This is a genomic window from Bisbaumannia pacifica (genome assembly GCF_007989625.1).
In the GTDB taxonomy this organism is placed as follows: Bacteria; Pseudomonadota; Gammaproteobacteria; order Pseudomonadales; family Halomonadaceae; genus Bisbaumannia; species Bisbaumannia pacifica.
On sequence record NZ_BJUK01000001.1, the window covers coordinates 1 to 18762 of the forward strand.

The 18762-nt window shown below is 68.0% G+C and carries 19 protein-coding genes; 14 read left to right on the top strand and 5 right to left on the bottom strand.

Translation table 11 applies throughout. The annotated features are described in order from the left end of the window. Positions 1-99: 99 nt before the first annotated feature. Complete coding sequence (locus tag HPA02_RS00005) at positions 100-480, bottom strand: phasin family protein (protein WP_146800591.1); 381 nt, start codon at positions 478-480, stop codon at positions 100-102. Positions 481-702: 222 nt separating this feature from the next. Between HPA02_RS00005 and HPA02_RS00010 the strand changes: the two genes are divergently transcribed. Continuing rightward, positions 703-1734, top strand: coding sequence for a LysR family transcriptional regulator (locus HPA02_RS00010; RefSeq protein WP_146800593.1), 1032 nt, complete (start codon positions 703-705; stop codon positions 1732-1734). A gap of 39 nt (positions 1735-1773) precedes the next feature. On the opposite strand, the gene HPA02_RS00015 is transcribed toward HPA02_RS00010, so the two are convergent. Next, positions 1774-2481 (bottom strand): glutathione S-transferase N-terminal domain-containing protein, encoded by a 708-nt coding sequence (locus HPA02_RS00015; RefSeq protein ID WP_146800595.1) that lies wholly within the window; start codon positions 2479-2481, stop codon positions 1774-1776. A gap of 327 nt (positions 2482-2808) precedes the next feature. On the opposite strand from HPA02_RS00015, the gene HPA02_RS00020 reads away from it, so the two are divergent. The 5 genes from HPA02_RS00020 to HPA02_RS00040 all read left to right on the top strand — a co-directional run bounded on the left by HPA02_RS00020 (position 2809) and on the right by HPA02_RS00040 (position 7481). Then, positions 2809-3210: a heme-binding protein gene (locus tag HPA02_RS00020; protein ID WP_146800597.1), complete on the top strand. Its 402-nt coding sequence runs from the start codon at positions 2809-2811 to the stop codon at positions 3208-3210. 242 nt (positions 3211-3452) lie between these two features. Then, the gene (locus HPA02_RS00025) at positions 3453-4382 is read left to right on the top strand and encodes a DMT family transporter (RefSeq protein ID WP_146800599.1); all 930 of its coding nucleotides are present in this window, start codon (positions 3453-3455) and stop codon (positions 4380-4382) included. A 36-nt stretch (positions 4383-4418) separates the two neighbouring features. Then, the gene (locus HPA02_RS00030) at positions 4419-5990 is read left to right on the top strand and encodes a bifunctional GNAT family N-acetyltransferase/carbon-nitrogen hydrolase family protein (protein ID WP_146800601.1); all 1572 of its coding nucleotides are present in this window, start codon (positions 4419-4421) and stop codon (positions 5988-5990) included. Between the two features lie 4 nt (positions 5991-5994). Beyond that, positions 5995-6810, top strand: coding sequence for a M90 family metallopeptidase (locus HPA02_RS00035; RefSeq protein ID WP_146800603.1), 816 nt, complete (start codon positions 5995-5997; stop codon positions 6808-6810). Further along, on the top strand, positions 6807-7481 hold the full coding sequence (locus tag HPA02_RS00040; RefSeq protein WP_146800605.1) for a TVP38/TMEM64 family protein: 675 nt from the start codon (positions 6807-6809) through the stop codon (positions 7479-7481). The genes HPA02_RS00035 and HPA02_RS00040 overlap by 4 nt, the downstream gene beginning before the upstream one ends. 5 nt (positions 7482-7486) lie before the next feature. Here HPA02_RS00040 and HPA02_RS00045 read toward each other — a convergent pair whose 3' ends face one another. Further along, a complete protein-coding gene (locus tag HPA02_RS00045; RefSeq protein ID WP_244945828.1) occupies positions 7487-8797 on the bottom strand; it encodes a glycosyltransferase in 1311 nt (436 codons plus the stop codon). Between the two features lie 232 nt (positions 8798-9029). Here HPA02_RS00045 and HPA02_RS00050 point away from each other — a divergent pair, with 232 nt between their 5' ends. From HPA02_RS00050 to HPA02_RS00080, 7 genes are all read left to right on the top strand, one after another. Further along, the gene (locus HPA02_RS00050) at positions 9030-10097 is read left to right on the top strand and encodes a tartrate dehydrogenase (protein ID WP_146800607.1); all 1068 of its coding nucleotides are present in this window, start codon (positions 9030-9032) and stop codon (positions 10095-10097) included. Positions 10098-10267: 170 nt separating this feature from the next. Beyond that, entirely contained in the window at positions 10268-10804 is a 537-nt protein-coding gene (locus HPA02_RS00055; RefSeq protein ID WP_146800609.1) for a lipocalin family protein, read from the top strand. A gap of 117 nt (positions 10805-10921) precedes the next feature. Continuing rightward, the gene (locus tag HPA02_RS00060) at positions 10922-11914 is read left to right on the top strand and encodes a succinylglutamate desuccinylase (RefSeq protein ID WP_146800611.1); all 993 of its coding nucleotides are present in this window, start codon (positions 10922-10924) and stop codon (positions 11912-11914) included. A gap of 222 nt (positions 11915-12136) precedes the next feature. Further along, positions 12137-12907, top strand: a complete 771-nt coding sequence (locus HPA02_RS00065; protein WP_146800614.1) for an ABC transporter ATP-binding protein — start codon at positions 12137-12139, stop codon at positions 12905-12907. A gap of 13 nt (positions 12908-12920) precedes the next feature. Next, positions 12921-13622: an ABC transporter permease gene (locus HPA02_RS00070; RefSeq protein ID WP_146800616.1), complete on the top strand. Its 702-nt coding sequence runs from the start codon at positions 12921-12923 to the stop codon at positions 13620-13622. 2 nt (positions 13623-13624) lie between these two features. Continuing rightward, positions 13625-14347 carry an ABC transporter permease gene (locus HPA02_RS00075; protein ID WP_146800618.1) on the top strand — a complete coding sequence of 241 codons (723 nt, stop codon included), beginning with the start codon at positions 13625-13627 and terminating at the stop codon, positions 14345-14347. A gap of 136 nt (positions 14348-14483) precedes the next feature. Next, positions 14484-15236 carry a transporter substrate-binding domain-containing protein gene (locus HPA02_RS00080; RefSeq protein WP_146800620.1) on the top strand — a complete coding sequence of 251 codons (753 nt, stop codon included), beginning with the start codon at positions 14484-14486 and terminating at the stop codon, positions 15234-15236. Positions 15237-15292: 56 nt separating this feature from the next. On the opposite strand, the gene cadR is transcribed toward HPA02_RS00080, so the two are convergent. Further along, entirely contained in the window at positions 15293-15745 is a 453-nt protein-coding gene (gene cadR / locus HPA02_RS00085) for a Cd(II)/Pb(II)-responsive transcriptional regulator (protein ID WP_146800622.1), read from the bottom strand. Between the two features lie 110 nt (positions 15746-15855). Between cadR and HPA02_RS00090 the strand changes: the two genes are divergently transcribed. Further along, entirely contained in the window at positions 15856-18054 is a 2199-nt protein-coding gene (locus HPA02_RS00090; protein WP_146800624.1) for a heavy metal translocating P-type ATPase, read from the top strand. Here the strand turns inward: HPA02_RS00090 and HPA02_RS00095 are convergent. Then, on the bottom strand, positions 18014-18748 hold the full coding sequence (locus HPA02_RS00095; protein ID WP_146800626.1) for a glutamine amidotransferase-related protein: 735 nt from the start codon (positions 18746-18748) through the stop codon (positions 18014-18016). The two genes, HPA02_RS00090 and HPA02_RS00095, sit on opposite strands and share 41 nt — an antisense overlap. Positions 18749-18762 lie beyond the last annotated feature (14 nt).

Sequence of the window (18762 nt, forward strand, 5' to 3'; positions counted from 1 at the left end):
CCCCGAAGGCCGCGGGCCACGACGCAATGGGCCGCCACCCCGGAGGGTGGCGGCCCATTCGAGGCCCGGGCATCGCCCGAGCCGAACCACGAGGCGCCGTTACTTGGCGGCGGCCTTGGCACTGGTGGCGCTAGCCTTGGAGGCGCTCTTGACGCTCTCCTCCACCAGCTTCTGGCCTTCTTGCAGGAATTCCTGGTTCATGGCCACGACCTTCTCGGCATCGCCCTTGAGGCGCTCGCTCAGGTCCTTGGCCACCTTCTGCTGACCTTCCACATAGCTGCGCAGGCCGTCGGCATCCTTGACGTCGAGCACGGCACGCGCCTGGGTCAGGCTCAGCTCGGAATAGGCCTTGACGGCATCGAACTGGGCGGCCACCAGCTTTTCGGTGTAGTCCAGGCTCAGGGCGGCGTAGGCACGCGCCGGGCCGAAGAACAGGGAATCGAACTGCTGAGCGGCTTGATCGAAGCTTGAAGTCGACATCGAACACCTCCTGGTGGTCTTGGGCAACGGAGGAAAATCCCTCCTGTTGCGATGCAGCATAGCAAGGCGATTTGTGCAGTGCAACAACGAAAATATCGCCTTCTCGAGACACGCCTCAGGACGCCAACGACACCCGATCTCATTAGATAATAATTTTCAATCAAGACGTTTCATGAGAGACTGCCGCCGGATCCCTTGCCCTGGCCAGTCGGACGCGCCGCCATGCATGACCTACAGGAACTCCACGCCTTCGCCATCGTGATGGAATATGGCAACCTCGCCACCGGCGCCCAGCAGCTGGGGGTGGCCAAGTCGACCCTGAGCCGCCGCATCAGCCAGCTGGAGGCGCGCCTGGGCCAGCCCCTGCTGCGCCGCCAGGCCAACCGGCTGATTCCCACCGAGGCCGGGCTGCTGTTCCATGACTACTGTCGGCAGATCCTGGACCTGGCCGAGCAGGGGCAGCGTCGCCTGGACGAGCTGCGCGAGGAGGTCAGCGGCCGAGTCACGGTGAAGGTCCATCAGGCCCTGGCACGCGCCTGGCTGGCCCGCCATATGGATGCCTTCCTGGCACGCCACCCCGGCATTCGACTGACCCTGGGCCACCCCGCCGCGCCGCCATCAGGGCCCGACGAGGATGCCATCTGGGTCTGGCTGGGCCCACTCGACGAATGCGGTCTACGTCAGGAAACCCTGGGCCGCCTCACCCAGGGGCTCTATGCCCACCCCGACTATCTGCGCCGCCATGGCACCCCACGCCACCCCCGGGAGCTGGCCGGTCACGCCTGGGTCGACCTGCTGGGGACGACTCAGGCCGGCCTGCTCCTGCAACACCCCCACCAGGGCGAGTACCGTTTCACGCCCCCCCACTCGCGGCTGAGGGTCGATCAGAGCACCCTGCATATCGACGCCATCGCCCGAGGCCAGGGACTGGGCGTGATTCCCAACTGGTTGGCGGCGGGCCGCGAGGCGCACCATCCCGGCGAACTGAGCCTCTGCCTGCCGGAGTGGCAGCCTCCCAGCCTGGCGGTGAGCCTGCTCTACCCCTATGGTCGCCAGCCGCGCAAGGTGACCGCCCTGCTCGACTTCCTGCGCCAGCAGGTACCGGCGGCCTGGCGCGACGAGGCACCCCACGACGGCGGGGCAGCGCTCACCGAGGTTCCGCCGGCCCGGGCATGCACCGGGTCGGCGTTGGAGACCAAATCGGCATTGGAGACGCAGCGGGCCCAGAGAAAGGCGCCGAAGACCTGGCCCTGATACGCGGCCGTGGCGGCCGAGTTCCATGGGCTCCCGGTATCAGCGGTAGGCATCGTCCAGGTCGCTGACCCGCAGGGCCCGACGCCCCAGGCCGTCGTGGAGGTCCAGCATCCGCTCGACCCAGGCATGCACCGGGTCGGCGTTGGAGACCAGATCGGCATTGGAGACGCAGCGGGCCCAGAGAAAGGCGCCGAAGACCAGGTAATCGGCCGCCGCCGGGGCCGCCCCGTCCAGATAGTCACTCGCCTCGAGTTGGCCGCGCAGCGGCTCCAGGGCCCGATCGAGCTGCGCCAGCCCCTGCACCGGCGAATGGAACTCCTCCAGGCTGCGCCCGAAGCGCTTCTCCCGACTGGCGCGGAAGTAGTCCCGATCGCCGGGGTCCACCGCCTGATAGAGGTCCATGATCAGGGTGCGCATGATGGCCGGCGCCAGGGCCCGCTCCGCGTAGTGCTTGAAGAAGCGCGCCCGGGCCTCGGCCGGCCCCTCCCCCAGCAAGGGCGCCTGGGGATAGGTGCGATCCAGATAGCGCAGGATCTCATAGCTGTCGCTGATCACCGTCTCGCCATCCACCAGCACCGGCACCGCCCCCTGGCCGGAGAAGGTCAGCGCCTCCTTGTCCCGGTAGCACCAGGGCCGCGTCTGGTAGTCGAGCCCCTTATGGGCCAGGGCGTACTTGATCCGCCAGCAGTAGGGGGAAAATCGCAGCCGCTCGTCGCGACCGCGCAGGTCATAGAGCCATCGCGTCATCGTTGCCTCCTGATATCGCCGATTGCCGAAGATGCGTCATCGATTCCAGCCTATCCTGGCCACCTGGGCGTCGCCATCCCGGGCGGAAAAATTAGTTAACTAAACACCAATCCCATCCGCGACTATCGGTCGCAGCCTTCCCCGCCCCGGGGGACCGAAATGCGCCTTCCCATGACTGGCATTCCCCTCCCAAGCGTGTACATTGGAAATAATTTCCACCAAATAATTTCAGGTCAGCTCCCTTTATGCGCGGCCTAGGGAGCCACCCCAACAATTTCCGGTGACCCATGCCATTCTCAACTTCGATAACTCCAAGGAGACTCAAACATGCAGACCAAGAACGTACTCGGACTCAAGGAGGTCAACGCCATCCTCGACGCCGCGCAGCGTGAAGCGCAGGCCAACGACTGGCGCATCACCGTCGCCATCGCCGATGACAGCGGCGAGCTGTTGGGCCTGCGCCGCCTGGACGGTGCCGCCCCCATGACCGCCATGGTCAGCGCCCAGAAGGCTCGCACCGCGGCGCTGAGCCACAAGGAAACCCGGGTCTTCGAAGACATGATCAACGGGGGGCGCACGGCCTTCCTCTCCGCCCCCCTGGAAGGACTGCTGGAGGGCGGCGTGCCGGTACTCGTCGACGGCCAGGTGATCGGCGCCGTGGGCGTCTCCGGGGTCAAGTCCGACCAGGACGCCCAGGTGGCCAAGGCGGGCATCGCCGCCATTATCTAAGCCTGCCCCACCCATCGAGATAGCGAAACGCCCCCGCTGCCAGGCAGCGGGGGCGTTTCGCTATCTCCCCATCGATGTGTCCTGCGTGACGCCTCGGGTTCTTTACGCAAAAACGGCGAACGATGACCAAACTAGACGTGGTCTCGGCGGACCAATTCGCCTCCTCATCACCGGGCGGGTATCATTTGCCACCTAACTAATAAGTAGATAGCCCGAAGGTTCCCACACCGCCGAGGTCTCCCATGCCCCTGCTCTACCTGCTGCCGCCGCTGGGCACCGTGCTGATCTGGTCCGGCAATATGACCATCAACCAGCTCAGCGTGGGCGCCATCGCCCCCAGCTCCATCGCCTTCTTGCGCTGGCTGCTGGCCCTGCTCGTCCTCACCCCCTTCCTGCTGCCCGCCGCCTGGCGGGCCCGGGCCATCATCCGCCGCGAGTGGCCCAAGCTCGCCGTGCTGGGTGCCCTGGGCATGGGGCTCTGGCAGGGCCTGGCCTATATGGCCGCCGAGACCACCAGCGCCACCAATATGGGCATCCTCGCCGCCATGGTGCCGCTGCTCACCGTGCTGCTCAGCGCCCTGATCCTGCGCGAGCCGCCCAGCCTGGGCGGCGTGATCGGCGGGGTGATCGCCCTGTTCGGGGTACTGGTGCTGCTGGGCCAGGGTGACCCACGTAGCCTGTTGGCCCTGGAGGTGGCCAAGGGCGACGCGCTGATGGTGGTGGCCGCCACCTGCTACGCCGCCTACGGGGTGATGCTCAGGCGCTGGTCCCTGGGGCTCTCGCCCTGGGTGCTGCTCTATGCGCAGATCTGTTTCGCGGTGCTGCTGCTGTTGCCGAGCTACCTGCTCGGCCCCATGACCCCGGTGGATAGCGGCAATGTCTGGCTGATCCTCTATGCCGGCATCCCCGCCTCCATCATCACCACCTTCCTGTGGATGCGCGCCATCGGCCAGATCGGCGCCAGCAAGGCGAGCATCTTTATCAACCTGATGCCGCTGTTCAGCGCCCTGATCGCCATGGCCTTCCTCGGCGAGCGCCTGGGCCCCCACCACCTGCTGGGGGGCGGCCTGACGCTGGCCGGGGTGCTGATGGCCCAGACTTTGACCCGGCCGCTGCGCGCCCCTCCGGAGACAGCCGCCGTGGCTCGCGGCGAGCCGCGGCGGCCGTGTTAGACTCCGCCTAATTCCCCCCGCTCAGGAGCCGCCGCCATGTCCCTCGACGAACTGCACCTCAACCTGCGCAACCTGACCGTGGAGGACTATCCCCAGCTCAAGACGCTGATGGACAAGGTCTATGACGATATCGGCGGGGCCTGGCCCAAGCTCACCATCGACAGGCTGGTGCAGGAGTTCCCCGATGGCCAGCTGGTGATCGAGGACGACGAGGTGATCGTCGGCGTGGCCCTCACCGCCCTGGTGGACTACGACACCTTCTCCAACCCCCACCGGTACGACGACCTGATCGGCTCCCGGGAGGTGATCCTCAACGAGCCCGAGGGCGACGCCATGTACGGCCTGGACGTGCTGATCGACCCGGCCTACCGGGGCTATCGCCTGGGCCGGCGGCTCTACGAGGCGCGCAAGGAGCTGTGCCGCTCGATGAACCTGCGGGCGATCCTCGCCGGGGGACGCATTCCCCAGTACCACGAGTACGCCGAGGAGCTCTCCCCCAGCGAGTACATCGACAAGGTGGCCCGCCGCGAGCTCCACGACCCCATCCTCTCCTTCCAGCTGGCCAACGACTTCCAGGTCAAGCGGCTGCTGCGCAAGTACCTGCCGGAAGACGAGAAGTCTCAGGGCTTCGCCACCCTGCTGGAGTGGAACAATATCCTCTTCGAGCCCGCCGAGCGGGTGCTCGAGAGCCGCAGGACCCAGGTGCGGGTGGGCGCCGTGCAGTGGCAGATGCGCGAGTTCGACTCGGTGGAATCGGTGCTCCAACAGGTGGAGTACTTCGTCGACGCCCTGTCCGGCTACCAGAGCGATTTCGCGGTCTTCCCGGAGCTCTTCAATGCCCCGCTGATGGGCCTCCAAGACCGCGCCGCCCAGCAGGACCAGATGGCCGCCATCCGTTTCCTGGCCGGCTTCACCGAGCAGTTCAAGGCCGAGCTGTCGCGCATGGCGGTGGCCTATAACATCAATATCATCGCCGGCTCGATGATCGAGGCGGGGGAGGACGACCACCTCTACAACGTCAGCTACCTGTGCCACCGGGACGGCACCCTGGAGCGCCAGCACAAGCTGCATATCACCCCCCAGGAACGCCGTGACTGGGTGATCGAGGGCGGCGACGAGCTGCGCGTCTTCGATACCGACGCCGGCCGGGTAGGCATCCAGATCTGTTACGACGTGGAGTTCCCCGAGCTCTCCCGGCTGCTCGCCGAGCAGGACATGGATATCCTCTTCGTGCCCTTCTGGACCGACACCAAGAACGGCTACCTGCGGGTCCGCCACTGCGCCCAGGCACGGGCCATCGAGAACGAGTGCTACGTGGTGCTGTGCGGCAGCGTCGGCAACGTGCCCTCTATCGAGAACCTGGACATCCAGTACGCCCAGTCCTCGGTGTTCTCGCCCTCCGACTTCGCCTTCCCCCACGACGCCGTGCTGGCGGAGACCACCCCCAACACCGAGATGATCATGTTCTCGGACCTGGACCTGACTCGCCTCACCGTGGTGCGCAACGAGGGCTCGGTGACCAACCTCAAGGATCGCCGCAAGGACCTCTTCGACCTGCGCCTGCGCGACTGGAGCTGGAAGTCCGGGGGCCGGCAGGAGGAGGCCTGAGGCCATGCTCGGGCGGCTACGCCAGTGGCGGGAGCGGCGCTTCGCGACCCGCCACCCCTTCCCCGCCGCCGCCTGGGCCGAGGCCCGGGCGCGGCTGCCGCTGCTCGCCGCCTTGAGTGAATCCGAGGCCGAGCTGCTGGGGCGGCGCGCCTGGCACTTCGCCCACCACAAGCGCTTGAGCCTGCACCCCGAGCTCGCCGCGACGACGCCCTTCGACCTCCCCGCCCGACTGGCCCTGGCCGCCCAGGCCTGCCTGCTGACCCTGGGCTGGTCGCAGGCCGAGCACCGGGAGGCCTTCGCCAATGTCCACGAGATCCTGGTCCTCCCCGAGGCCTTCCAGCGCCGGGTCGAGGAGATGGACGAGGTCGGGGTGATGCACGAATACGACGACGAGCGGGCCGGCGAGACCTCCTACCAGGGCCCGGTGGTGGTGGCCTACCCGGACCTGATGGAGAGCGGCGACTTCTCGGGCTTCAACGTGCTGATCCACGAGCTGGCCCATAAGCTCGACCTGGGCAACTCCCAGGATGTGGATGGCTTCCCGCCGCTGCCCCGCGACATCGACCCGAAAGCCTGGCACCGCGAATTCACCGCCGTCTGGGACGATCTCCAGGCGCGCCTGACGCGTGGCGAGGCCACGCCCATCGACGACTACGCCGGAAGCCATCCCGGCGAGTGCTTCGCGGTCTGCTGCGAGTATTTCTTCACCGCCCCGGACACCCTGAGCCAGGCCTATCCCGGCCTCTACGGCCTGCTGCGCGACTACTTCCGTCAGGACCCCTTGGCCCGGCTACCCCGGAGCGAGGCGCCGAGCCCATGAGCCGCCGCCTGGTGCTGCCCCTGCTGCTGGTGGCGCTGGTCGCCCTGGGGCTCGCCTGGCAATGGCTGGCCCATAGCGGCCTGCTCGAGGCGGCGCGCCTGGAGGCCCTGGCCCGGGGCGGCTTGGCCTGGCGCGACAGTCCCTGGGCGCTGCCCACGCTGATGGCGATCTATGCCGGCGCCTGTCTGGTGATGTTCCCGCTGAGCCTACTGGTGGCGGTCACCGGCCTGCTGTTCGGCCCCTGGTGGGGCTTCGCCTATGCCATGGCCGGCACCCTGGCGGCCTCGGCGCTGACCTGGTGGGTGGGTCGCCGCCTGGGCCGCGAGGCGCTGCTGCGCCACGGCGGCCCACGCCTGCGCGGCCTTTCCCGCTACCTGTCGCGGCGCGGCATCCGCACCATGACGCTGATCAACCTGCTGCCCCTGGCCCCCTTCACCCTGACCAATATGCTGGCGGGCGCCTTCCGGCTGCGCTTTCGCGACTACCTGATCGGCTCCACCCTGGGCATCGTCCCGGGGCTCGCCGGGGTCACCCTGCTGGGCAGCCAACTGGGCCAGCTGCTTACCGCCGAGAGCCGTCAGGAGCTGCTCTGGGGCGGCCTCGGCCTGCTCGCCGGCCTCGCCCTGCTGGCGGGGCTGAAGCGCTGGGCGGAGCGGCGCCGGCGGCGCTGAGCGCCCTATTTCGGCTCTATCTTGTCCTCCTCTTCGCCTGGCCACCAGGCGGGACGCTCCCGGTCCCACTCCGTCTGCACCAGTTGTCCCAGCACCCGCCCCCGGTGGCGCAGCATCCGCCACTCGGCCTCCAGGCGGTGGCGCATCCATTGCCAGCCGTTCTCGTCGGCGCGGGTAAAGGGGCCGCCCCGGGCGATGGCGCGGCGGTAGACCGCCAGGCAGCGCTCGGCGCAGCATGCCTCGTCATAGGCCGCCGCCGTGGTCAGGGCGCCCTCCCGCAGAGGATCTCGTGACGCCGGCTCGCTCAGCGCCAGCAGGGCCGTCGCCATGGCCTCGGCGTCGTCCTCGGCCAGCAACCGGCCGTTGTGCCCGGAGACCACCACCTCGCGCACTCCGGGCGCATCCACGGCCACCACCGGCAGGCCGGCGGCCATGGCTTCCACCAGCACCATGCCCTGGGTCTCGCTATGGGAGGCGAAGGCGAAGAGATCCATGGCGTGGTAGGCATCGATCAGCGCCTGGCCCTGCAGGCCCCCGGTGAAATGCAGCCGCCCCGCCACCTCCCGGCGCACGGCGCTCGCCTCGAGGCCCTGCCGTGCCTCCCCCTCGCCCACCACCAGGGCATGCAGGCGCGGCTCCCGCACCAGGGCCTGGGCCAGGGCCTCGCCGAGGAAGTCGAGGTTCTTCTCCCGGGCCAGGCGCCCCAGGTGCCCGACCACCAGGGCGGAGGCGGGAATCCCCAGGCGCCGCCGCCACGCTTCGCCCCGGCCCCGGGCGAAACGCGCCGTGTCGACGCCACTGGGCACCACGCTGAGGTGGGGATTGGCGCCACGCTCCAGCAGCAGGTCGCGAATGCTCTCGCTGGGGGCGATCACCTCGTCGCAGAGGCGGGTGTATTGCGTAGCCAGGGCGATGGCGAAACGCCGCATGCGCGGCGAGTCGCCAGGCACATAGTGGGTGTAGTGTTCGTAGAGGGTGTGATGGGTAAAGACCAGCGGCAGGCCATAGGTCTCGGCGGCCCGGGCCGCGGTATCGCCCAGCAGGAAGGGATGATGGGAATGCAGGATATCCGGCTCGAAGGCCTCGATCGCCTCGTGGAGCCGGCCGGGAATCGGCACCGGCAGGGAGAAATCGCTGCCGTTGAAGTGCTGCACGGCGGCCACCCGCACCACGTCTGGTTCCGCCTCGGGCTGCCCCGTCAGGCGTGGCGCCACCACCCGCACCCGGTGACCCTGGGCCTGTAGGCGGCGGGTCAGGCGCAGCACCGACTCGCTGACGCCCCCCACGATGGGCTGGTAGGTATTGGTGAACATCATCACCTTCACGGGCAGTCTCCCAGGGACGCAACGACGAGGGTCGGCCGCGGCGACATGCGCCGGGGGGCTCTGCCGTTCAAGATAGTCGAGGCGAGCCCCCGACCAGGCGACGGCCGGCGACGACACACCTCTGATCAATAATAATGACCTAATGTTCAACGCAGGGGCCGTCCTCCCGGGCCGGAGGGCCTGCTAGACTAGCGACATTTGACCACTCGGAGAGCAGCCCGGTATGGCACAACGTATCGCGATAATTCCCGGCGACGGTATCGGCAAGGAGGTCATGCCCGAGGGCGTACGCGTCCTCGAGGCGGCGGCACGGCGCTTCGGCCTCGACCTGGAACTCGAGGCCTTCGACTTCGCCAGCTGCGACTACTACCTCGAGCACGGCCAGATGCTGCCCGACGACTGGTTCGAGACCCTCAAGGACTTCGACGCCCTCTTCTACGGCGCCGTGGGCTGGCCCGAGACGGTGCCCGACCATGTCTCCCTGTGGGGCTCGCTGCTGCAGTTCCGGCGCCGCTTCGACCAGTACATCAACCTGCGCCCCTGCCGGTTGCTGCCCGGCATCCAGAGCCCCCTGGCGGGCCGCGAGCCCGGCGATATCGACTTCTATGTGGTGCGCGAGAACACCGAGGGGGAGTACTCCAGCGTCGGCGGCAGGATGTTCGAGGGCACCGAACGGGAGATCGTCATCCAGGAGACGGTGATGACCCGCCACGGCACCGACCGGGTGCTGAAGTTCGCCTATGAGCTGGCCCGTTCACGCCCCAGGAAGAAGCTGACGTCGGCCACCAAGTCCAACGGCATCGCTATCACCATGCCCTGGTGGGACGAACGCGTCGCCGCCATGGGCGAGCGTTACCCGGAGGTGGCGGTGGACCAGTTCCATATCGATATCCTCACCGCCAACTTCGTGATGCACCCGGACTGGTTCGACGTGGTGGTGGCCAGCAACCTCTTCGGCGATATCCTCTCCGACCTAGGCCCGGCCTGTACCGGCACCATCGGCGTGGCGCCCTCGGCCAATATCAACCCCGAGGGGACCTTCCCCAGCCTCTTCGAGCCAGTGCACGGCAGCGCCCCGGATATCGCCGGCAAGGGCATCGCCAACCCCATCGGCCAGATCTGGTCCGGCGCCATGCTGCTCGAGCACCTGGGCCACCGGGAGGCCGCAGACGCCGTCGTCGACGCCTTCGAGGCGGTGCTCACCGAGGGCGACAGGCGCGTCCTGACACCGGATGTGGGAGGCACCGGCACCACCGAGGCGCTGGGACGAGCCATCGCCAGTCGACTCTAGGCTCACGCCACTCGCAATGATCCTGGCGGCCAGGGCATCGTAGTGGGCAGTAGGTCCTTCCGGCCCCCTTTCTGCATGGGCGCTCTCGAGTGTCAACGGCCCCTACCGTCTAGAAGAACGCCGCCGCGCCCCCTATGCTGCCTTGGTCACCCTGGAACGAGAGCCCTGCCATGCCACGCCTTCTGCCCTGCCTCGCCGTTCTGCTACCGCTGGTCGGCTGCACCGGTCTGCCCACCGGGACCCAGGCGGTCTCCGACTTCGACCTGGAGCGCTACCTGGGCACCTGGTACGAGATCGCCCGTCTGGATCATCGCTTCGAGCGAGGCCTGGACTGCGTGACCGCCGACTACGCCCTCCGCGAGGATGGGCAGATCCGCGTGCGCAACCGCGGCGTCGATCTCGACAGCGGCGAAGTCGACGAGGCCGAGGGGCGCGCCGAGCCGGTGGGGGCCGTGGACCGGGGACGCCTCAAGGTCAGCTTCTTCGGCCCCTTCTATGGCGGCTATAACGTCCTGGCCCTGGATGACGACTATCGATGGTCGCTGGTGGCAGGCCCCAACCGCGACTACCTGTGGATCCTGGCCCGTACGCCGACGCTGGATGCCGCCACCTACGCGGCCCTGGTCGACGAGGCCGCCGCCCTGGATTTCCCCGTCGAGGCGCTGATCGAGGTGGAACAGGGCGACGCCTGTGCCCCCTACCGCTGAGGGGCCGGGAGTTACAGGATGGCACCGGCTTTTTCATCGCCTCGACCCCGACGCTTGTCGTCGCCAGCAAAGCTGGTGATGGTGCCGACACGGAACGGCAAGTACAGAAGGCGCCCTATGCTCAGTCAATGGATCGATCTCACCCTCGCCGAACGGGTCCCCGATACCGAAGGGCGGCTGCCCTTCGGCCACTATCGGCAGTGGGAACCGGGCGTCCTCGAGCTGCTGCCCAGCCAGCCCCAGCCCCAGGCCAGGGCCTGCGTGATCTCGGTGGGCGTGCACGGCAACGAGACCGCGCCGATCGAGTTGCTGGGAGAGTTGCTGTCGCGCCTGGAAGCCGGCCAGCTGCGCCTCGGCGCGCCGGTCCTGCTGATCCTCGGCAACCTGCCGGCCATTCGCGCCGGCGAGCGCTTTATCGACACCAACCTCAACCGCCTCTTCCAGCGCGGCCAGGACCGCCAGGGCGACGAGCCCGACCGGGCCCGCGCCCTGATGGCCGCGGTGGATGCCTTCTACGCCCGCCATGCCGGCGCTCCTCGCCTGCACTATGACCTGCATACCGCCATCCGCGACAGCCGCTTCCCGCGCTTCGCCGTCGAGCCCCATGCCGAGGCCCACACCGCTGCCGAGCAATGGCGCTGGCTGGCCGCCGCCGGTCTCCAGGCGGTACTGCATCAACACCAGCACAGCTGGACCTTCTCCCACTACTCCAAGCACTACCACGGCGCCCAGGCCTTCACCCTGGAGCTGGGCAAGGTGGCGCCCTTCGGCGGCAACGACCTGGTGGCCCTGCGCCCCATGCGCGGCCTGCTGGAGGCCCTGATCGAGGGCCGCGAGCCCCCGGGGCAAGCCCCCGCCGCCATGGCCTTCTTCCGGGTCGAGCACGAATTGATGCGCCGCTCCCGGGACTTTTGCCTGCACTTCGCCGACGAGACCGCCAACTTCACCGAATTCGCCCCAGGCAGCCTGCTGGCCAGCGATGGCGAGGCCGGCGACTTCCGGGTCGGCGACACGCCCCTGGCGGTGGTCTTCCCCAATGCCAACGTGGAGGTCGGCGCCCGGGCCGCCCTGCTGGTGAAGCCCGGCCCGGTACCGGAGGGCAGCGATTAACGCTAGAAAAACGCAAGAATTTGGAAAATTAATTCCATTTACAACAATAAGTTAGAGGATAAGCATTCATGCACCCCGCCCCACACCTAGACGAAAGTCGTATAGCGCCGACTCGACCGCACTCTGTCAGGGGATGCCCAGGCTGGTAGAATCGCCAGCCTTTCGCATCCGCCATGCTGAAATCGCCATCCCCGGATGGCCATCCCGACCTGGAGCCGAGTTATGGCCGCAACGCCGTTACCGCTGGAAGTTCGTAATATCAAGAAACGCTTCGGCGACACCGAGGTCCTCAAGGGCCTCTCCCTGCAAGCCAAGCAGGGCGACGTCATCACCCTGATCGGGGCCTCCGGCTCCGGCAAGAGTACCTTCCTGCGCTGCATGAACCTGCTGGAGCAGCCCGACGAGGGCGACCTGATCGTGCATGGCGAGGAGATCCGCTTCAAGCAGACCAAGCATGGTCGCGAGCCCGCCGACTGGAAGCAGGTGGTGCGCATGCGCGCCAAGCTCTCCATGGTCTTCCAGGGCTTCAATCTCTGGTCGCACATGACCCTACTGGAGAACATCATCGAGGCCCCGGTGAATGTGCTCGGCAAGCCCAAGAAGGAGGCCATCGACCAGGCCCATGCCTTGCTCGAACGGGTCGGCCTCTCCCATCGCGCCAACGCCTACCCGGCGCAGATGTCCGGTGGCCAGCAGCAGCGCGGCGCCATCGCCCGGGCCCTGGCCATGGACCCGGAAGTGATGCTCTTCGACGAGCCCACCTCGGCGCTGGACCCGGAGCTGGTGGGGGACGTGCTCAAGGTGATGCGCGACCTGGCCGAGGAAGGCCGCACCATGGTGGTGGTGACCCACGAGATGAGCTTCGCCCGGGACGTCTCCAGCCAGGTGATCTACCTCCACGAGGGCCTGGTGGAAGAGGCCGGCGCGCCCCAGGACGTGCTCAACAACCCGCAATCGCCGCGCCTGAAGCAGTTCCTGGCGCCCAAGTACTGAGCGGGAGACGATCATGCTAGATCTGCACGGCTATGGCCCACGGCTGCTGGAAGGCGCCGGGGTGACCCTTCAACTGGCGCTGTTGTCGCTGCTGCTGGCCCTGGTGCTGGGACTGCTGGCGGCCAGTGCCAAGATGTCCCGCAGCTGGCTGCTGCACAAGACCGCCACCCTCTATACCACCGTGATTCGCGGGGTGCCGGACCTGGTGCTAATGCTGCTGCTGTTCTTCGGCGGCCAGATGGGCCTCAACCTGCTCACCGACCTGCTCTACGACCGCACCGGCATCGATCTGTTTATCAATCTCAACGCCTTCGCCGCCGGGGTGCTGACCATCGGCTTCATCTTCGGCGCCTATATGTGCGAGACCTTTCGCGGCGCCTTCCTGGCCGTGGAGCATGGCCAGATCGAGGCGGGCAAGGCCTACGGCATGAGCAACTGGCTGGTGTTCCGGCGCATCCGCTTCCCGCAGATGATGCGCCACGCCCTGCCGGGACTCTCCAACAACTGGATGGTGCTGCTCAAGACCACCGCCCTGGTCTCGGTGATCGGGCTCTCGGACATGGTACGGGTCGCCGCCGAGGCCTCCCGGGCCACCCATGAGCCCTTCACCTTCCTGATCCCGGTCGCCGTCATCTACCTCATGATCGCCAGCGTCTCCGAGTGGGCCTTCGCCCGCCTGCAGAAACGCTACAACGTCGGCTTCGGGGAGCACTGAACATGGAACTCACGACCTGGCTCAACGAGCTGCTATCCGACAACCTGATCTTCACCCCCCAGACCCTCGGCTACTACTGGGAAGGCCTGGTGACCACCACCCAACTGGTCTTCCTGTCGCTGCTGGCCGGCCTGGTGCTGGCGGTCCCCCTGGCCATCGGGCGCAGCTCCGGGCGGCGCTGGATCAGCCTGCCGATCTACGCCTACACCTATGTGTTCCGCGGCACGCCACTGCTGATCCAGCTCTACCTGATCTACTACGGGGTGGTGTTCTTCGACGGCATTCAGGAGACCTTCCTGTGGCCGATGCTGCGCGAGGCCTTCTACCCGGCGCTGATCGCCTTCACCCTCAACACCGCGGCTTACACCACCGAGATCTTCCGCGGCGCCATCAAGGCGACCCCCAGGGGCGAGATCGAGGCGGCCCGGGCCTATGGCATGTCCCAGGCGCTGATGATGCGTCGTATCATCCTGCCCAGCGCCTTTCGCCGCGCCCTGCCGGCCTACGGCAACGAGGTGATCTTCATGCTCCACGCCAGCGCCATCGCCAGCGTGGTGACCCTGATGGACCTCACCGGGGCGGCCCGCTTCGTCTATGCGCGCTACTACGCCCCCTTCGAGGCCTTCCTCTTCGTCGCGGCGATCTACCTCTGCCTGACCTTCGCCATCCTCTACTTCTTCCGCTTCCTGGAGAAACGCCTGCTGGCTCACCTCAAGCCGGCCTGAACTCGCCGGCCTCGGCCGGCGTCAAACAAACGTTGGGAAATTGGCCGTGGCCCCCTTCCGGGAGTCATCAAGCTGCGCTACCTTGGCCTTGATCGCTATTCCGGTTCAATCCTCTAGAACAACAGGAAAACGCACCATGAAAAAACTGCTGACTGTCTCCATCCTCGGCGCCGCCCTGGTCGCCGGCACCGCCCAGGCCCGCGACTATGACCACGTGCGCTTCGGCGTCGACGTGCCCTACGAGCCCATGGAGTATCGCCTGCCCAGCGGCGAGCTGACCGGCTTCGATATCGACCTGGGCAACGCCCTCTGCGAAGAGATCGGCATCACCTGCGAATGGATCGTCCAGGAGTGGGACGGCATCATCCCCGGCCTGATGTCGCGCAACTACGACGCCATCATGTCGTCCATGACCATCAACGACGAGCGTCGCCAGACCGTACGCTTCTCCGACCCCTACTTCACCCCGCCCAGCGCCTGGTTCGCCCCGGCGGAGAGTGACATCGACTCCCTGGAGGGCATGGCCATCGGCGTGCAGCGCGGCACCCTGCAGGACAACTATGTCACCGACCTGTTCGGCGACGTGGCCAGCATCAGCCGCTACTCCACCGCCGACGACATGGTGCTGGACATGGAGGCCGAGCGCCTGGACATCGTCTTCCTCGATTACCCGGTGGGCAAGTCCACCCTGCTGGATAGCGAAGAGCGCGACTACGTCGTGGTGGGCGAGATGATCACCGAGCCCAAGGAGTACTTCGGCGACGGTTTCGGCATCGCCTTCCGTCAGCGTGATGAGGCCCTGGCCGAGCGCTTCAACGAGGCCCTGGCCACCCTGCGCGAGAACGGCACCTACGACGAGATCTACCAGCGCTACTTCGGCGAGGAGTAAGCGCGCCACCGCCCCACGCCCCCGGCCACGACCGGGGGCTTTTTTTGTCCGTTCGCTTACCCATGGGCACCCGGCAGGTGGGCGCCCTCCCCCGGGTCGGGTAGCTCGTCCTCGCCCAGGGGCCGCGAGAGTTCGCGGAGTATCCCGCAGGCCTCGGCCTCGGCCTCGCCGTTGCAGCGTGCCCGCAGCGTCACCAGGGCCGTCTCCAGGGCCTGGAGCTGGCGAATCCGCGCCGCCACATGCGCCAAGTGGGCATCGATCAGGCCATTGACCTCGTGGCAGGGTCGCTCGGGGTGGTCGTGATAGGCCAGCAGGGTGCGGATCTCCTCCAGGGTCATGTCCAGGGCCCGGCAGTGACGAATAAAGGCCAGTCGCTCGGCGTGGCGCTCGCCATACTGGCGGTAGTTGGCGGCGCTGCGGGCCGGCGCCGGCAGGAGCCCCTCCCGCTCGTAGTAGCGAAGGGTCTCCACCCCGCAACCGCTCTGGCGGGCCAGCTCTCCGATACGCATCCTCATCCTCCTCGGTGTCTCTCCTGGGCTTCTCCCTCTCCCCTTGACCCTGTAGTGGCTACAGGGTGTGTACTTCGAGCCTACCCCAAGCTCACCAAGGAGTCACACGGATGACCACCTCCTGCTGCGGCGGCCAGCCGCGCACCGACGCCACCGAGACGCCACTACCCGACGATGCCCGCACCCTGCGTCTGCATATCGCCGCCATGGACTGCCCCACCGAGGAGGCGCTGCTGCGCCGCGCCCTGGCCGATGAACCGGGCATCCTGGCGCTGCGCTTCGACCTCATCCGCCGGGTACTGACCGTGGCCCACGACGGCGCCGATGAGGCCGCGATCCAGGCGCGGATCGCCACCACCGGCATGAGCGCCGAGCCGCTGAACGATGCGACCGCCGAGGCACCGCCCACGCCACCCGCCGAGGGCTGGGGCCGGCTGGCCCTGGCCGCCGCCCTGGCGCTGGCCGCGGAGCTGCTGCACTGGTTCGTCCCGACCCTTGGCTGGGCCCCGCCCCTGCTGGCCCTGGCCGCCATCGGCCTGGCCGGGCTCGCCACCTGGAAGAAGGGCTGGATCGCCCTGCGCCACCGTAGCCTGAATATCCATGCGCTGATGAGCGTGGCGGTGACCGGGGCCCTGCTGATCGGCCAATGGGCGGAGGCCGCCATGGTGCTGGTGCTCTTCACCCTGGCCGAGCGCATCGAGGCGCGCTCCCTGGGTCGCGCCCGGGACGCCATCCGCGGTCTGCTCGACCTGGCCCCGGCCACGGCCCGGGTACATCAGGACGACGGCGACTGGCAGGAGGTGGCCGCCGAGATGGTGATCATCGGCAGCCGGGTACGGGTGCGTCCCGGCGAGCGGGTGCCTCTGGACGGCGAGATCCTCAGCGGCCGGAGCGCCCTGGACGAGTCGCCCATCACCGGCGAGGGCTTGCCCAGGGACAAGGGCCCGGGGGATGCCGTCTTCGCCGGCACCATCAACCAGCAAGGCGAGTTCGACTACCGCACCACCCGGCGGGCCGACGACACCACCCTGGCGCGGATCATCCATGCGGTGGAAGAGGCCCAGGCCAGCCGCGCGCCCACCCAGCGGCTGGTGGACCGCTTCGCCGCCATCTATACGCCCCTGGTGTTCGCCCTGGCCATCGCCACCGCCCTGGCCTGGCCGCTGTTCGGCGGCGCCTGGCTGGAAGGCATCTACCGGGCCCTGGTGCTGCTGGTGATCGCCTGCCCCTGCGCCCTGGTGATCTCCACCCCGGTGACCATCGTCAGCGGCCTGGCCGCGGCGGCCCGTTCCGGCATCCTGATCAAGGGCGGCCACTTCCTGGAGCAGGGCCATCGCCTCGCCTGGCTGGCCTTCGACAAGACCGGCACCCTCACCGAGGGCAAGCCTCGCCTACATCACTGGGAGGCCTGGGACTCGACCGACAGGCGCGAGTCGCCGGCGAGGTTGGCATGGGCCCTGGCCGGGCGTTCCAATCACCCGGTCTCCCGGGCCCTGGCGGCGGCGCTATCCGAGGAGCCATCCGCCGCGCGTTCCGACGCCCTGGCCGAGACCCCGCACGGCGTCGTCGAGCGTCCCGGCCTGGGCGTGGAGGCGAGCCTCGGTGAGCGCCGGCTGTGGCTGGGCAATCGCCGCCTGGCGGTAGCGCATGGCGTGGCGGCAGACCTCCTGGAGGCGCGCCTGGCGCCCCTGGAAGCCCGGGGGCAGAGCCCGCTGATCCTCGGCGAGGACGACCGCCCCCTGGCGCTGTTCGCCGTCAGCGATCCCCTCAAGGCCGGCAGCCACGAAGCGATCGCCGAGCTGCACCGCCTGGGCATCCAGACCCTGATGCTCTCCGGCGACAACCGCCATAGCGTGGCCGCCATCGCCGCCGAGGCCGGCATCGACGAGGCCCGGGGGGAGCTGCTCCCCGAGGACAAGCTGCGCCTGATCGAAGAGAAGGCGAACCAGGCCAGCATCGGCATGGTCGGCGACGGCATCAACGACGCCCCGGCCCTGGCCCGGGCCGATATCGGCTTCGCCATGGGCGGTGCCGGCAGCGACGCCGCCATCGAGACCGCCGACGTGGCGCTGATGGACGACGACCCGCGCAAGCTGCCGCGCTTCGTCGCCCTCTCCCGAGCCACCCGGCGGGTGCTGATTCAGAACATCGCCTTCGCCATCGCCATCAAGGTGCTCTTCCTGGGACTCGCCTTCAGCGGCCACGCCACCCTGTGGATGGCGGTCTTCGCCGATATGGGCGCCAGCCTGCTGGTGGTGGCCAACGGCCTCAAGCTGCTGCGCCGCGCCGCGCCATCCCCCGGCGCATAAAGTTGAGGATCCAGCGGGCCATCAGGGCATCGTGTACCGGGGCATCGAGGGAGGCCTGGCCCTCGTGGATCCGCGCCTCGCCCACCAGCTCGCGGCGCAGGGCCATCAGGTCCCGGGAGTAGGGCTTGGCGAACTCCGGGTGCCCCTGCACGCCGAGGAAGTGCTCGCCGACCTGCATCAGGTAGCAGGGGCAGAAGTCGCTGCCCCCCAGCACCCGGCTCTCGGGGGGCAGGCGCACCACCTGGTCCTGGTGGCTGACCACCAGGTTCAGCTCCGGCTGCCAGGGCGTCATCCACTCGGCCCGTTCGTCCAGGCGATTGAAGGAGACCCCGACGCCCCAGCCCTTGGCGCTCTGCTCCACCTCGCCACCCAGGGCCTTGGCGATCAGCTGGTGGCCGAAGCAGATCCCCACCAGGGGCTTGCCGGCTCGCCATAGCTCGCGCACGAAGGCCGCCAGGTCGTCGACCCAGGCCAGGCCATCGTTGACGCCGAACTTGGAGCCGGTGGTCAGCCAGGCATCCACCGCCTCGACCTCGTCGGGAATCTCACCGTCCAGGCAGCGCCAGACGCAGAACTCCAGGTCGGGATCGACGCCCGTGAGCAGTGCCTCGAACATCGCCGGGTAGTTGCCATGGGTGGCGCGCAGCTCCGGCGCCACGTCATCGCATTGCAGCAGGCCAATACGTAACACCATCCTGCCCTCCTTCT